This window comes from Paracoccus caeni (assembly GCF_016629665.1).
GTDB classification, from domain to species: Bacteria; Pseudomonadota; Alphaproteobacteria; order Rhodobacterales; family Rhodobacteraceae; genus Paracoccus; species Paracoccus caeni.
The window spans coordinates 192880-208288 of record NZ_JAEPRQ010000003.1 but is presented as its reverse complement, the minus strand read 5'-3'; the positions used below and the strand labels follow the sequence as shown (position 1 = coordinate 208288).

The following is a 15409-nucleotide window of genomic DNA, read 5'->3' as shown; positions in this document are numbered from 1 at the left end:
GGGGCAGACGGGAAGGCGATATGCTGGACGAACATCAGACCGAATTCCGAACCCAGTTCGTCCGCGAGCCTGCGGCGCTGCGCCATCATCCGGCGCTGGTGCTGAATGCCGACTTTCGACCGCTGAGTTACTATCCGTTGTCGCTATGGCCTTGGCAGGAAGCGATAAAAGCCGTGTTTCTGGACCGCGTCACCATCATCGCCGAATATGACGAGGTGGTGCGAAGTCAAAGGCAGGCTTTCCGCATCCCCTCGGTCGTCGTCCTGAAAGATTATGTGAGACCCCAGAAGCGCGTGGCATTCACGCGCTTCAATCTTTTTCTGCGGGACGAATTCTGCTGCCAGTATTGCGGCGCGCGCGGCGATCTGACTTTCGATCATGTCGTTCCCCGGTCGCGCGGCGGCATCACCTCATGGGAAAATGTCGTCGCCGCCTGCTCGCCCTGCAATCTGCGCAAGGCCAATCGCAGCCTGCGCCATTCCGGCATGAACCTGCGCAAGAAGCCGCGACAGCCAACGCCCGAAGAAATGCACTCGGTCGGTCGGCGCTTCCCGCCGAACCACCTGCACGAAAGCTGGATCGATTTTCTCTATTGGGATGCAGAGCTGGAAAGCTGAAACAGCGGATCGACACCGCCTTCCGGCGCAAATTCAGCCGAAGATGACCCGCAGACCGACCTAATGCCCGTGCCGGTTGTCGTGATCATGCCGGTTGCGTTGGGCCAGATGCAGCAGGGCCGCCGCGCTTAGCGTGACCAGAAGCAGCGCGATCAGCGGCACCCCTGCGGACACGGAAACCCAAAGCGTCACGGCGGCAGCTACGATGACCGCCAACAGCATCAGCAGAAAATGCGGCAATGGCATGATGATCTCTCCTTGCCCTCAATATGGGCCGCGAAGAGATGATTGAAAAGCCCGGTAGATCAAATCCCACATAGTTGAGCCGATAAGCCCGGCGATGCGCCTGAAAACAAAGCATCCGCGCGACAAAACGCCGCGACAGCCGGGCAGCACCCGACCGCCGCAGCGCCAGAAATCGTCATCAGGAATGATTCGGCCGACAGAATCGCCCCTGTCGGCCCCGGTCTCAGATCAGCCCGGCATGCGCCAGCGCCGCATCGATCTGCGTTCTGGTTCCCTCGGTCAGCGGCAACAGCGGCAGCCGCACCCGCTCATCACACAGGCCCAGCCGCGACATCGCATATTTCGCGCCGACCAGACCCGGCTCGATGAAGATCGCCACATGCAGCGGCATCAGCCGGTCCTGATAGTCCAGCGCCGCCGCATAATCGCCGCGCAAGGTGGCCTCCTGGAACTCGGCGCACAGCTTCGGCGCGACATTGGCGGTCACACTGATACAGCCGACACCGCCATGCGCGTTAAAGCCAAGCGCGGTTCCGTCCTCACCCGAAAGCTGGACGAAATCCGGCCCGCAGGTGATCCGCTGCTGGCTCACCCGCTCCAGCTTGCCGGTCGCGTCCTTGACGCCGACGATATTGGGCAGCTTCGCCAGCTCGCCCATGGTTTCCGGCAGCATATCGATGACCGAGCGGCCCGGAATATTGTAGATGATGATCGGCAGATCGGCCGCTTCGGCCAGCGCGGTGTAATGCGCGATCAGCCCGGCCTGAGTCGGCTTGTTGTAATAGGGCGTCACCACCAGCGCGGCATCGGCACCGACTTCGGCTGCATGTTGAACCAGCCCGATCCCCTCGCGGGTGGAGTTCGACCCCGCCCCGGCGATCACCGGAATCCGGCCAGCAGCGATGCGGACCACCTCTTCCACGACCAGACGGTGTTCGTCATGGGTCAGCGTCGGGCTTTCCCCGGTCGTGCCCACCGGCACCAGACCGTGACTACCCTGATCCACATGCCACTCAACCAGCTTCTTCAGCGTGTTCAGATCCAGCTCGCCGTCCGTGGTGAACGGCGTGACCAGTGCGGGCAAAGACCCTTTGAACATGACACGCTCCTGCGATTGGGTTGATAAGGATTGCGCGCCTAACTAACGCCGGGCGATGATCTTGCCAAGGTTGTGAATTGCGTCTGCCCGCGATGGCGGCGAGACAGGAAGACGATGCGACTTCTGCGTGACATTCTGGCCGCCGGGCTGCTGCTGACCTCGACCCTTGCGCTTCCCGCGCGGGCCGAGGATGCGGGCGCGATGGCGCTTGCGCTGTCCGCCGCCGATGCCCGCGACTGGACCACCGCCCGCGATGCGGCAAAACGCTCTGGTCCCATGGCCGAGGCGCTGGTCGCCTGGCAGGCCATGCGCGCAGGCCATGGCGATTTCGAAAGCTACCTTGCCTTCATCCGCCAATATGGCGACTGGCCCGGCCTTGCGGTTCTGCGCGAACGCGGCGATGCCCGTATCCCCGTCGGCCTGCCGCCCGAGGATATCCGCGACTGGTTCGCCGACCGCCTGCCGACCACGCTTCGGACCGAGGAAGCCTATCTCACCACCCTCGACGACGACGCTGCCCGGGCCGAGCGTGAACGCTTCTGGCTGTCTGCCCCGCTTGATCTGGCCGATGAGACAGCTTTCCTCGCCGCCCATCGCGCCCAGCTTGAACCGCTGATGACCGCCCGCGCGGCGGCGATGCTGGATCTGCAGGAATGGGCACAGGCCGACCGCCTTCTGCCCCGCCTGCCCGAGGCTGACCGCCCGCTTCTCGCCGCCCGCATCGCCCTGCAATCCGGGCGCGGCGGCGTCGACGACCTGATCCTCGCCCTTCCGCCCGAGGCTCGCGCCGATCCGGGCCTAACCCTTGATCGCTTCCTGTGGCGCGTCGGCGCCAAACAGCACGAAGGCGCGCAGACGCTGATGCTGGAAGCCTCGACCAGTGCCGAGGCGCTGCGTGTCCCCGATCTCTGGGCGCAGATGCGGGTGGATTACGCCCGCCTCTCGATGCGCAACGGCAACTGGGCACGGGCGGAGGCGCTGGCCAAGGCGCATTTCCTTGACCGATCCAACAAACATTATGCCGATCTTGAATGGCTGGCAGGCTTCGCGGCGCTGCATCAGGGCGCGGCGGATCGCGCGCTTAGCCATTTCCTGCATCTCGAAACCGTCGTCGGCAGCTCGATCAGCAAATCGCGCGCCTTCTATTGGCAGGGCCGCGCACATGAGGGGCTGGGCGATACCGAGGCTGCCCAAACCGCCTATGCACAGGCGGCGGCGATGCCCGGCACCTATTACGGCCAGCTTGCGGCGGAAAAGACCGGCGCGATCATGCCCGACGCTTTCGCCATACCCGGCCCGGCGCTGGACACCCTGCCCGACTGGCGCGGCACAGCCCTTGGCGCGAACCCGGTTTTCGAGGCGGGTGTCTGGCTTCTCGCCACCGGCCGCCCGGACGAGGCGCAGCGCTTCTTCCTGCACCTTTCGGAAACTGGCGATCCGCAGGACACCGTCCGCATGTCCCGGCTTATGTATGAGGCGCGCGCCCCATGGCACGGCCTGCGCCTGTCCAAACGCGCGGCGGATCGCGGCGTGATCTATCCGGCGGCGCATTTCCCGCTGACCGGGCTGGAGAATGCCGATCTGGACCTGCCGCCCGAACTGATCATGTCGATCTCGCGACAGGAATCCGAATTCAACCACACCGTCAGCAGCCCGGCGGGGGCGCTTGGCCTGATGCAGCTTCTGCCGGGCACTGCCGAGGATATGGCCCGTAAACTGGGCATCCGCTATCAACGCGGCCGCCTGACCACCGACCCGGCCTATAACGCCCGTCTGGGTGCCGCCTATCTGGACGGCCTGCGCCAACGCTTCGGCACCTCGACGGCACTTGTCGCCTCTGGCTACAACGCCGGCCCCGGTCGCCCCGCCCGCTGGCTCACCGATTTCGGAGACCTGCGCCGCGATTTCGACCCGGTCGATTGGGTGGAACTGATCCCCTTCGACGAGACCCGCAACTACGTCATGCGCGTGACCGAGGCGATGCCAGTTTACCGTTCTCGCATCCACGGCGAACCTGCGCCCATCGTCCCAACCTTCGATCTGAACGGCGGCGGCCTGATCCCGGCCCCGCCCCTGCGCCTGACACTAGCCCTCTCGGCCCGCCCACCGATGAAACCCTTCTTCGGCCCCTACCTTCCCGAAGGCTGGATGCCCAACCCGATCGAGGAAGCGGCGGCACGGTAATGCCTCGCGCAGAACTTTCTCTCACCGCGAGGAAGGCGCACCTACCAACACCTGCGGCAAGACCTGCCAGACCTTTGGCGGCATTTGACCGATATTGAACCGCATGAAATCGGGCGCTGACAGAGCCGGGCTGAAAACATTGCCGGGCGCAAGAATGACACCCTGCCGCAGAGCCAGTCGCGCCGCCTCGGTCGCATCGCGCCCCTCGGGCAGACGGCACCACAGATAGAACCCGCCGCGCGGCATCACCCATGGCGCGATCCCCAGACCGGACAGCCGCCCCGCGATCTCGCGCCGCGCACGGGTCAGCCGTTGCCGCATCGCCTCGACATGCTTGCGATAGCTGCCGTCGCTCAGCACGGCATGGACGATCCCGCTGGCGACCGGGCCGGGTCCGCCGAAACTGGTCGCCACCTGCAGATCGGCCAGCGCCTCGATCACCTCGGGTTTCGCAACGACGTAGCCGCAACGAACCGAGGCCGACATCGTCTTCGAAAAGCTGCCAATGCGGATCACCCGGTCCAGACCGTCGAACACGGCCAGACGCGGTGACGGCTCTGGCTCCAGCGCGGCGAAAATGTCATCCTCGATGATCGTCAGGCCATGCGCCGCCGCCAGGTTCAGCAGCCGATGCGCGACTTGCGCCGTCATCGTCGCCCCTGTCGGATTGTGCAGCGCCGAATTGGTGATGTAGAGCCGCGGCCCATGTTCCTTCAGCACCGCCGCGAAAGCCGCCAGATCCGGCCCATCCGGCGTATAGGGGACCGAGACCACACTGACCTTGTGGGCCCGCAGCAGCGCCTGAAAGTTGAAATAACAGGGATCGTCTATCATCACGACATCGCCGGGCCGCAGCAGATAGCGGCAGATCAGATCAATCGCCTGCGAACCCGACCCGGTCAGCAGGATATCCTCGGGGCTCGCGCCCAACCCCTCATCCGCGAATTGCCGTGCCAGCAGACGGCGCAGGTTCGGCGCGCCCTGACTGCTGCCGTAATCGGTCAGGCTTGTATCGTCATCACGCGCAAGCTGTCGCATAGCGCGACGCAACGCGGCCTCGGGCATCCAGTCAGGCGGTAGCCAGCCGCAACCGGGCTTCGGCACATCGCCCGCCGCATCCAGCGCCTGCCGCGACACCCAAAGCGGATCAACCGCCCTGTCCCGCCCTGCTTCGGGCTTGCGCATATCCAGCGACGGTGCCGCCCCTGCGACATAGAAACCCGAACCCGGTCGCGATCGGATCAACCCCTCGGCCACCAGCCGCTCATAAGCCTCGACCACGGTGGAAGGCGACACGCCCATCACTCGCGCAAACCGCCGGATCGACGGCAAACGCTCGCCCGCAAGCAAAGCCCGCCCGGCAATGCGGCCCCGGATCGCCTCCATCACTTCCTGCGTACGTCCTGCCTTCAGCATCATACCTCTTAACCGTATGGCAATTCGGATCAATACAGTTTGTCTAGATTGTATTGCACTGTGCCTGCCTAAACCAATCGCGAAAGTCTATCCGCAAAGCCGCCATACTAAGGAAGCGCGATGATGGATCGGAACACGGCTGGCTGGCTTAACGGCCTGATCGGAGTCGTCATCTTCAGCGGCTCTCTGCCCGCGACCCGCATCGCAGTCGGCGGCTTCAGCCCGTTCTTCCTGACCTCGACCCGTGCCGTGATCGCAGCTCTGCTGGGATCCCTACTGCTTCTTCTGCTCCGCCAAAGACCACCAACGTTGTCCGACCTAGGCTCGCTCCTCATAGTGGCTGCCGGGGTCGTCATCGGTTTTCCCCTGCTAACCGCTCTGGCGCTTCAGCACATTACTTCGGCGCATTCGATCGTCTTTGTCGGCCTGCTGCCACTGGCGACAGCCCTGTTCGGCGTGCTCCGCGGCGCGGCGCGCCCGCATCCGGCCTTCTGGTTGTTCTCCGGCGTTGGGGCTCTTGCGGTCGCATTCTTCGCTCTCTCCCAAAGCAATGGCGGCAACTTCTCCGGCGATTCCCTGATGATCGCAGCAATCATCGTCTGCGGTCTTGGTTATGCTGAGGGTGCGGTTCTGTCCCGACGACTTGGTGGCTGGCAGGTCATATCGTGGGCGCTGCTCATCTCTGTCCCGGTGATGCTTCCGGCGATGCTGATGACATGGCCTACCGGCCTTGCGAGGGTCTCGCTGTCCGAATGGCTGAGCCTCGGCTATGTCTCGGTTTTCAGCATGCTGGTGGGGTTTGTCTTCTGGTATCGCGGCCTCGTCTTGGGCGGCATCACCGGGGTCAGCCAGTTGCAGCTTTTGCAGCCCTTTTTTGGCCTGTCGCTGGCCGCCCTTCTGTTGAAAGAGCCTGTCGCCCCGACCATGATTGCGATGACACTGGTGGTTGTCGCCTGCGTCGCCATGGCCCGACGCTATGCCTGAAGACGTGTGCGCAACACCCACCGTTCGCAAGCTGTGTACAGCCTGTGCACGCCCGGTGCTTACGCGGTGCACGCCCTGTGCAACCAAAACCCCAGCATTTGCTGGTTTTCCTGCGCTCCCGGTTTCTCCGTTGCACAAATACCGTTTGCAACGCCCGCAACCCGTTGCGTCAGGCGGCTTTCACCCGTGCCCGCCACAATGTGAACAGCCCGGCCATGACCACGATCACCGCCCCGATCACGACATTCGGCCGCAGCACCTCATCGAACAGCAGCACGCCGATAAAGCTGACCCAGACAAGCTGCGTATAGGCAAAGGGTTGCAGGATCGACGCTTCGGCCAGCTCATAAGCGCGGATCAGCAGATAGTGCGAGGTCATGCCCAGCACACACAGCATCCCCATCCAGATCCAGTCCATCGGCGCCAGCCAGACCCATTCCCGAATGCCCAGAATGGTGATCGCCGTCGCACCAGCAACCGCCGTCCAGAAGAAGCTGACCGAGGTCGGATCGTCCCGCGACACATGCCGCGTCAGCAGTCCGTAAAGTGCGAACAGCAATGCCGAGACGAAGGGCAACAACGCCTCCCACCGCATGACTCCGCCGCCCGGATTGAGCACGAAGATCACCCCGACAAAGCCGATCCCGATCGCGGTCCACCGCCGCCAGCCAACCCGTTCGCCCAGTATCGGCCCGGAAAGTGCAGCAACCAGAAGGGGATAGACGATGAAGACAGCATGCGTCTCGACCAGACCAAGGCGCACGAAAGCCTCGACCATGATGACGGTTTCGAGGACCAGAATGACGCCGCGTGCGATTTGGGTCAGCGGTCTCTTGGTCCTGACGGCGCGTTTCAGCCCGCTCGGCTGTCGTGCGACCAGCGCAATCGCGAAGGCGGCAAAGACCCAATAACGGATCATCACCACCACCATCGGCGGATAGGCCGCGCCCAGCACGCGCGAGAAACCGTCCTGCAATGCGAAAATGAAGCTGACCAGACACATCAGCGCAATCGCCAGCCCCGTCCGGTCGCGCGGCATCGAGGGGGTGACTGGCGTAACGGGCGGCACCGGAGACACCGCCGCTGCGGCCGCTGCCGAGGCGGCATAAGGCTGGTCGTTCTTATTGTCTGACATGATCGCGTCCCGAAACTTCCCCGCCCATGCGCCCGCATCGGCGCAAGGTCAAGTCAAGCCAGCCTTGCAGATAATGCAAGTGCTGTCACGCAGGGCGCGACGTCTTCAGGCTCAGTCGCGACTACGGATCACTTTGGCAAAGGGCTCGAAAATCTGGGCATTCGCAGCGATCATCCGCCCTGATTCCAGCGGATCGTCACCGTCGCGAATCCCCTCGACGAAGCCCCCGGCCTCGCGCACCATCAGGATCCCTGCGGCCACGTCCCAAGGCTGGTTTCCGCGCTCCCAATAGCCGTCATAGCGACCCGCCGCGACATAGGCCAAATCCAGCGACGCTGCGCCCAACCGGCGCACGCCAGCGGTCAACGGCATCAGCCGCGCCAGATCCTGCAAGGCGGCTGGCAAGGGTCCGCGACCGGCAAAGGGAATGCCCGTCGCAAACAGCGAATCGCCAAGCTGCCGACGCCCCGAGACGCGCAGACGCTGATCGTTCATGAACGCCCCGCCGCCCTTCTCGGCCACGAAAAGCTCATCCTTTGCTGCGTCAAAGATCACCGCGGCGACGATTTCGCCCTTATGTTCCAACCCAATACTGACCGCCCAATGCGGGAGGCCGTGCAGAAAGTTCGTGGTCCCGTCCAGCGGATCGACGATCCAGCGGCGGGTGGGATCTTCCCCAGCCTCCTCGCCGGTTTCCTCACCCAGCCAACCATAATTCGGCCGCGCGCCGCGCAGTTCTTCCTTGATGATCCGCTCGGCTTCGCGGTCGGCCTTGCTGACGAAATCGCCCGCGCCTTTGACGCTGACCTGAAGGTTCTCGACCTCGCGGAAATCCTTGACGAGGCTGCGCCCGGCCTTGCGGGCCGCTTTGATCATGATGTTGAGATTGGCGCTTGCCATCACTTGCTCCGAATGGGGGTTGCGCGCGTCATAGGCGCAAGCGGGGCAAATGTGAAGCGCAGGCTGACGGCGGCGATCAAAGCGCGCACCCGTTTCCAGCCTTCTCCTGCGTCAACTTACTCGAACAGGTCGGACTGACCCGGCGTCACCGGGGCCGCCAATCCAAGATGCTGCCACGCCCTTGGCGCAAGCTGGCGACCGCGCGGTGTCCGCGCGATCAGCCCCTGTTGCAGCAGATAGGGCTCGATCACCTCTTCGATGGCATCGCGGCTTTCTGACAGCGCAGCGGACAGCGTTTCGACCCCGACCGGGCCGCCGCCATAATGCTCGGCCATCAAAGTCAGGTAGCGCCGATCGGCGCCGTCCAGCCCCAGATGATCGACCCCCAGCCGGGTCAGGGCGATGTCGGCAATCGCGCGGGTCAGGCGGCCATCGCCTTCGACCAGCGCAAAATCGATCACCCGACGCAAAAGCCGCCCGGCGATCCGGGGCGTGCCCCGCGCGCGGCGGGCGATTTCCAGCGTGCCATCAGGATCGGCACTGATCCCCATCATCCGCGCGCCACGCTGGACGATCAGGTCAAGCTCGGGGATTTCATAGAATTGCAACCGGGTCGGGATGCCGAAACGGTCGCGCAAAGGTGTCGTCAGCAGCCCCAGTCGGGTGGTCGCGCCGACAAGGGTGAAGGGCTGCAACTCGATCCGCACCGTCCGCGCCGCCGGGCCTTCGCCGATCACCAGATCAAGTTCAAAATCCTCCATCGCCGGATAAAGGATCTCTTCGACCGCCGGGTTCATCCGGTGAATTTCGTCGATGAACAGCACATCGCGCGCTTCCAGATTGGTCAGGATCGCCGCCAGATCGCCCGCCCGCGCCAGAACCGGGCCAGAGGTCATGCGGAAGTTCACCCCCAGTTCCCGCGCCATGATCTGGGCCAGCGTGGTCTTGCCCAGACCGGGCGGGCCGAAGAACAGCGTGTGATCCATCGCCTTGCCGCGCATCCGGGCGCTTTCGATGAACACTTTCAGGTTCGCCCGCGCCTCAGCCTGACCGACGAATTCGGACAGCGCCTGCGGGCGCAGGGCGCGATCCTCGGTCTCGTCCTCCAGCTTTTCGGGGCGCAGGTTCGGATCGGGCTGGATCATCGGCGGGCCATGGCGCGCAGGCGGGCGATACGTTCTTCGGTCGGGGGATGGGTGGCGAACATGCGGTCCACCCGCATCGCATGCAGCGGGTTGATGATGAACATCGCCGCCGAAGCCGGGTTCTTTTCAGCCGGGACATTCACCGTGCGCCCGGCCATCTGTGCGATCCGCGACAAGGCCGAGGCCAGCGCCAGCGGCTGTCCCGAGATCCGCGCGCCTTCCGCATCAGCCTCGTATTCGCGGGCGCGAGAGATCGCCATCTGCACCATCATCGCCGCAATCGGCGCCAGCACCATCGCAAGGATCGCGCCAATGCCGCCACCCCGGTCGCTGCGACCGCCGGTGAACAGCAGCATGTTGCCCATCATCGCAATCGCCCCGGCCATCGTCGCCGTGACGGTCATCGTCAGCGTATCGCGGTATTTGATATGGGCCAGTTCATGCGCGATCACGCCCGCGACCTCTTCGCGGCTCAACCCGTTCAGCAGCCCTTGCGTCACCGCCACGGCGGCATTTTCGGGATTGCGGCCGGTGGCAAAGGCGTTGGGCTGCTCGGTCGGCAGCAGATACAGCTTCGGCATCGGCAGCCCGGCCCTTTCGGCCAACCCTGCGGTCAGCGCGTAAAGATCACCGCCCTGTTGCGGGCTTAGTTCAGCCGCGCCTTGCTGACGCAGCACCATTTTGTCGCTGTTCCACCACGCGAAAAAGTTCATGCCGCCGGCGATCAGCAGCGCGATCATCGCCCCGCCCGATCCGCCCATCATCCAGCCCAGCCCCATCACCAGCGCGGTGAGGCCTGCCATCAACACAAAGACTTTCGCGTTCCCTGCCATTTTTTCCGATCCCGACCAACTACTCTTTCGGCGCCAGTGACCTGAGCGCTGCACGGATCAACGCCGCCGTTGCCGCCTCGGGTTCCCGTGCCTGCGCCTCGGCCACAGCAGCAGCAGCCTCGGAATGGCCATAGCCCAGATTGACCAATGCCGAAAGCGACTCGGAGGTGGCTTGTGCCGATGGCGCTGTGCGCGGCTTCGCGGCGACCGGGGTGGAGACCGCATCCGTCTCGACCAGCGCGACATCGCCTGCATCGACGGTCAGATCGCCGCCAAGCGCCATGATGCCCGGCGCCTTGTCCTTCAGCTCCAGCACGATCCGCTGCGCCAGTTTCGGCCCGACGCCCTGTGCCTTGCGCACCGCCGACCAGTCACCAAGCGCAATCGCCCGGCTCAGCCCATCGGTGCCCAGCGTGCCAAGAACCGCCAGCGACACCTTGGCCCCCACGCCCTGCACGCTGGTCAGCAGCCGGTGCCATTCCTTCTCCAGCATGGTCGGGAAGCCGAAAAGCTGCAGCAAATCCTCGCGCACAAGCAGGTCGGTATAAAGCGCCGCCGCCTGTCCGACCGGGGGCAGGCTTGCCGCCGTCCGTTCGCTGACATGGATGATATAGCCGACGCCGCGCACGTCGATCAGCACCTGATCCCGCGCCCGGTGCAGGATGACCCCGGCGATCCGCCCGATCATGCGGCACCTTTGGGCAGAACTTCACGAAGGGCGCGGCCCTGCATGTGATGGGCGTGGCAGATGGCGATGGCCAAGGCATCTGCGGCATCGGGGCTTTCAAAGCGGACACCGGGCAATTGAACGCGAACCATGTGCTGCACCTGTTCCTTTCCCGCATGACCGACGCCCACGACAGTCTTTTTCACCGCATTCGGCGCATATTCCCCGACCGGCACCCCGACCAGAGCCGGCGCCAGCAGCGCAATCCCCCTTGCCTGCCCCAGCTTCAGCGTGCCAACCGCATCCTTGTTGACGAAGGTTTGCTCGACCGCAGCCAAATCGGGCGCATAGGCGGTAATGACGGCGGTGAGGCCGCGATAAAGCTCGGCCAGACGCTGCGCCAGATCAGGGGTGGCGCTGTCGGCAGCGGTCTTGATCACGCCATTGGCGATATGCCGCAGTCGCGGACCGTCAACGAAGATGACGCCCCAGCCGGTATTTCTCAAACCGGGATCGATCCCAAGAACCCGCATGCCTGCCCCTTTATGCTTTTTGAACGGATTAGCACGAAACGCGAACATCGCCTAGAGCAGATTGCAAATCCCTCTCTTATCAATGCCACCGCCAAGCGCGCCGTGCCGTTCCGCAGGGGGTCCGGGGGGCGCGAAGCTCCCCCGGCCATCGCGGGACGCAATCACTCTTCGATCACATCCAGCACACCTGGCACCGCCCGCAGGGCCTGCCGCGCAGGTGTGGTCAGCGGCGCATCATTCGCCACCTCGATCTCGATCACCTCATCGCCTTCACGGATTCGCAGCAGCACCGGGCCGCGCGACCGTGACGGCACCCGGATTTCGTCGCGCACCCGGACCAGCACCTCGGCCAGACGCGGGATCGTATCGGCGCCCTGCAACTCGACCGCCAGACAGCCCGCGCCGGCATCCGCCACCACATCCTCCAGCGAAGCCACTGAATTCGCCAGCATCTTCACCTGATCGCCCGAGGGTTCTACCTTCACTTGCAGGACCACATTCTGCCCCGGTTCCAGCCGGTCGCGCGCGGCGGTCAGCAGGTCCGAGAAGACGGTGACCTCATAAAGCCCGGTCGGATCGGACAGGCTGACAAAGGCAAACGGCGTGCCCTTGGCCGATTTGCGTTCCTGCCGCGCGGCCACCGTGCCTGCGATGCTGGCGACCAGCGGGCCGCCTTCGGCCTCGGCGCAAATCTCGGCCAGCGTCTTCACCTTCTTGCGGCGCAATGCCGGGAGATAGTCGTCCAGCGGATGCCCCGACAGATAGAAGCCGACGGCCTTGTGTTCCTCGCCCAGCTTCTCGGTCGGCAGCCAGACCTGCGCGATCGGTGCGCGCGGCGGCGGCAGATCCTCGCCTCCGCCGAACAGCGATGATTGCGACGATGCCGCCTGCTCCTGCACCGCAGCCGACCACGCGACCAGAGTATCCAGCGATTTCAACACCCGCGCGCGGTTGTCATCCAGCAGATCGAAGGCCCCGGCGCGGGCCAACATCTCCAACGGACGCTTGCCGACGCGCTTCATATCGACGCGGCGGGCGAAGTCGTGGATGTCGCGGAAGGCCACGTCGCCCCGCGCCTCGTGGATCAGCCGCATCGCCTCGATCCCGACGCCTTTCAGCGCTCCAAGCGCGTAATGGATGCGCCCGTCCCTGACGGTGAAGGTCGGCGCCGAGCGGTTGACGCAGGGCGGCACGATCTCGATCCCCATCCGGTCCACTTCGCGCTTATAGACGGCCAGCTTGTCGGTCAGGTGGATATCGCAGTTCATCACCGCGGCCATGAATTCGACCGGGTGGTTCGCCTTCAACCATGCGGTCTGATAGCTGACCACGGCATAGGCCGCCGCGTGGGATTTGTTGAAGCCGTAATTGGCGAATTTCTCCAGCAGGTCGAAAACCTCGCCCGCCTTCTTGGCATCGACGCCATTCGCGACCGAGCCGTCGACGAATTTCGGCCGTTCCTTGGCCATTTCGGCGGCGATCTTCTTGCCCATCGCCCGACGCAGCAGGTCGGCGCCGCCAAGGCTGTAGCCCGCCATGACCTGCGCGATCTGCATCACCTGTTCCTGATAGACGATGATGCCCTGCGTCTCTGCAAGGATATGGTCGATCGAGGGATGGATGGATTCCAGTTCCCGCGCGCCGTTCTTCACGTCGCAATAGGTCGGAATATTCTCCATCGGGCCGGGACGATACAGCGCGACCAAGGCCACGATATCCTCGATACAGGTGGGTCGCATCCGCCGAAGCGCGTCCATCATCCCCGAGCTTTCAACCTGGAACACCGCGACCGTCCGGGCACTGGCGAAAAGGTCATAACTGGGCTTGTCGTCCAGCGGGATGGCGTTGATCTGGTTCTCGGCCCCCTCGGGCGGGTCGTAAAGTGTGCGGCCGTCCGCGGTGACATGCAGCGGACGACCGCCGCCATTGATCAGATCGACCGCGTTCTGAATCACCGTCAGCGTCTTCAGGCCAAGGAAGTCGAACTTCACCAGCCCGGCTTGTTCCACCCATTTCATGTTGAACTGCGTGGCGGGCATGTCAGAGGCCGGATCGCGATAGAGCGGCACAAGCCGGTCCAGCGGCCTGTCCCCGATCACCACCCCGGCCGCGTGGGTCGAGGCGTTGCGATACAGCCCCTCCAATTGCTCGGCATAGTCCAGCAGACGCTTGACCACCTCTTCCTTCGCCGCCTCGCGCAGGCGCGGCTCATCGGCGCGGGCCTTGGTGACGCTGACCGGCTTCACCCCCTCGACCGGGATCATCTTTGACAGCCGGTCCACCTGCCCGAACGGCATCTGCAACACCCGGCCCACGTCGCGCACCGCCGCCTTGGACAGAAGCGCACCGAAGGTGATGATCTGACCGACCTTGTCGGCACCGTATTTGCCCTGCACATAGCGGATCACCTCTTCCCGGCGATCCATGCAGAAGTCGATGTCGAAATCCGGCATCGAGACCCGCTCGGGGTTCAGGAACCGCTCGAACAGCAGCGAATAACGCAAAGGGTCAAGGTCGGTGATGGTCAGCGCATAGGCGACAAGACTGCCTGCGCCCGAACCACGGCCCGGACCCACCGGAATATCCTCATCCTTGGCCCATTTGATGAAATCGGCGACGATCAGGAAGTAACCGGGGAAGCCCATCTGCTCGATGATGCCAAGCTCGAAATCCAGCCTTGCGTGATATTCCTCGACGCTGACCGAATGGGGGATGACCTTCAGCCGTTCCTCAAGCCCGGCGCGGGCCTGACGGCGCAATTCCTCGACCTCGTCATCGGCAAAGCGCGGCAGGATCGGGGCGTGTTTCTTGACCGCGAATGCGCAGCGGCGGGCGATCTCGACGGTGTTTTCCAAAGCCTCGGGCAGATCGGCGAAAAGCACCGCCATTTCCTCGGCCGACTTGAAATAATGCTGCGGAGTCAACCGGCGACGTGGCTGCGATTGATCCACATAGGCCTTTTCGGCGATGCAGATCAGCGCGTCATGGGCCTCGAACATATCGGGCTTGGGGAAATAGACATCGTTGGTCGCGACCAGGGGCAGCGCCTTGGTATAGGCCAGGTCGATCAGCCCTTCCTCTGACGCGGCCTCGGCGGTCATCAACTGCCCGTTCTCGCCCGGATGGCGCTGCAACTCGACGTAAAGCCGGGTCGGAAAGGCCGCAGCCAGCCGGTCGGCAAGCGCGTTGGCCTTGTCCTTCTGGCCCTGCGCGACCAACTGGCCCAATGGCCCGGTCGCGCCGCCGGTCAGGCAGATCAGCCCCTCGGCCCGCTCGCACAGCTCCTCCACGGTGATATGCGGCAGGCTGCCATCCTTGCGCAGATAGAGGCAGGACGACAGCGCCATCAAATTCAGCCAGCCTGCCTGATTTTGCGCCAGAAGCACGACAGGCCCGGTCGCATCGGCCTGAAGGCTCATCTGACAGCCGACGATGGGCTGCACCCCCTTGTCCTGCGCCTTCACGCTGAATTCCAGCGCTGCAAACATCGCATTGGTGTCGGTCAGCGCCACGGCGGGCATTCCGGCATCTGCGGCAAGGGCGGGCAACTTGCCCACCGGGATCGCGCCTTCAAGCAAGGAATGCTCGGAATGTGTGCGAAGGTGAATGAATCGGGGGGATTTTTCGGACATGATCAGGACTTTATCGCA

The 15409-nt window shown here is 64.1% G+C and carries 13 protein-coding genes; 3 read left to right on the top strand and 10 right to left on the bottom strand.

What is annotated here, in order from left to right:
* Positions 1-20: 20 nt before the first annotated feature.
* Positions 21-617, top strand: a complete 597-nt coding sequence (locus JJJ17_RS10540) for an HNH endonuclease (protein WP_200686155.1) — start codon at positions 21-23, stop codon at positions 615-617.
* Positions 618-677: 60 nt separating this feature from the next.
* Here JJJ17_RS10540 and JJJ17_RS10535 read toward each other — a convergent pair whose 3' ends face one another.
* Both JJJ17_RS10535 and dapA read right to left on the bottom strand, forming a co-directional pair.
* A complete protein-coding gene (locus JJJ17_RS10535) occupies positions 678-863 on the bottom strand; it encodes a hypothetical protein (protein WP_200686153.1) in 186 nt (61 codons plus the stop codon).
* Between the two features lie 223 nt (positions 864-1086).
* Positions 1087-1962, bottom strand: a complete 876-nt coding sequence (gene dapA / locus JJJ17_RS10530; RefSeq protein ID WP_200686151.1) for a 4-hydroxy-tetrahydrodipicolinate synthase — start codon at positions 1960-1962, stop codon at positions 1087-1089.
* A 114-nt stretch (positions 1963-2076) separates the two neighbouring features.
* Here dapA and JJJ17_RS10525 point away from each other — a divergent pair, with 114 nt between their 5' ends.
* The gene (locus tag JJJ17_RS10525; protein ID WP_200686149.1) at positions 2077-4146 is read left to right on the top strand and encodes a lytic transglycosylase domain-containing protein; all 2070 of its coding nucleotides are present in this window, start codon (positions 2077-2079) and stop codon (positions 4144-4146) included.
* Between the two features lie 21 nt (positions 4147-4167).
* On the opposite strand, the gene JJJ17_RS10520 is transcribed toward JJJ17_RS10525, so the two are convergent.
* Positions 4168-5565 carry an aminotransferase-like domain-containing protein gene (locus JJJ17_RS10520; protein WP_234464032.1) on the bottom strand — a complete coding sequence of 466 codons (1398 nt, stop codon included), beginning with the start codon at positions 5563-5565 and terminating at the stop codon, positions 4168-4170.
* Positions 5566-5682: 117 nt separating this feature from the next.
* On the opposite strand from JJJ17_RS10520, the gene JJJ17_RS10515 reads away from it, so the two are divergent.
* Positions 5683-6546 (top strand): DMT family transporter, encoded by an 864-nt coding sequence (locus tag JJJ17_RS10515; protein WP_234464031.1) that lies wholly within the window; start codon positions 5683-5685, stop codon positions 6544-6546.
* A 169-nt stretch (positions 6547-6715) separates the two neighbouring features.
* Here the strand turns inward: JJJ17_RS10515 and JJJ17_RS10510 are convergent, their stop codons facing one another.
* From JJJ17_RS10510 to dnaE, 7 genes are all read right to left on the bottom strand, one after another.
* On the bottom strand, positions 6716-7681 hold the full coding sequence (locus JJJ17_RS10510; protein ID WP_325168800.1) for a DMT family transporter: 966 nt from the start codon (positions 7679-7681) through the stop codon (positions 6716-6718).
* Between the two features lie 111 nt (positions 7682-7792).
* A complete protein-coding gene (locus JJJ17_RS10505; protein WP_200686147.1) occupies positions 7793-8584 on the bottom strand; it encodes an inositol monophosphatase family protein in 792 nt (263 codons plus the stop codon).
* A 113-nt stretch (positions 8585-8697) separates the two neighbouring features.
* Complete coding sequence (ruvB, locus tag JJJ17_RS10500; RefSeq protein ID WP_200686145.1) at positions 8698-9726, bottom strand: Holliday junction branch migration DNA helicase RuvB; 1029 nt, start codon at positions 9724-9726, stop codon at positions 8698-8700.
* Positions 9723-10559 carry a M48 family metalloprotease gene (locus JJJ17_RS10495; RefSeq protein WP_200686143.1) on the bottom strand — a complete coding sequence of 279 codons (837 nt, stop codon included), beginning with the start codon at positions 10557-10559 and terminating at the stop codon, positions 9723-9725. The genes ruvB and JJJ17_RS10495 overlap by 4 nt, the downstream gene beginning before the upstream one ends.
* Positions 10560-10578: 19 nt before the next feature.
* Positions 10579-11247, bottom strand: a complete 669-nt coding sequence (gene ruvA / locus JJJ17_RS10490) for a Holliday junction branch migration protein RuvA (protein ID WP_200686142.1) — start codon at positions 11245-11247, stop codon at positions 10579-10581.
* A complete protein-coding gene (gene ruvC, locus JJJ17_RS10485; protein WP_200686141.1) occupies positions 11244-11759 on the bottom strand; it encodes a crossover junction endodeoxyribonuclease RuvC in 516 nt (171 codons plus the stop codon). The genes ruvA and ruvC overlap by 4 nt, the downstream gene beginning before the upstream one ends.
* Before the next feature lie 161 nt (positions 11760-11920).
* On the bottom strand, positions 11921-15391 hold the full coding sequence (dnaE, locus tag JJJ17_RS10480; protein WP_200686140.1) for a DNA polymerase III subunit alpha: 3471 nt from the start codon (positions 15389-15391) through the stop codon (positions 11921-11923).
* Positions 15392-15409: the final 18 nt, after the last annotated feature.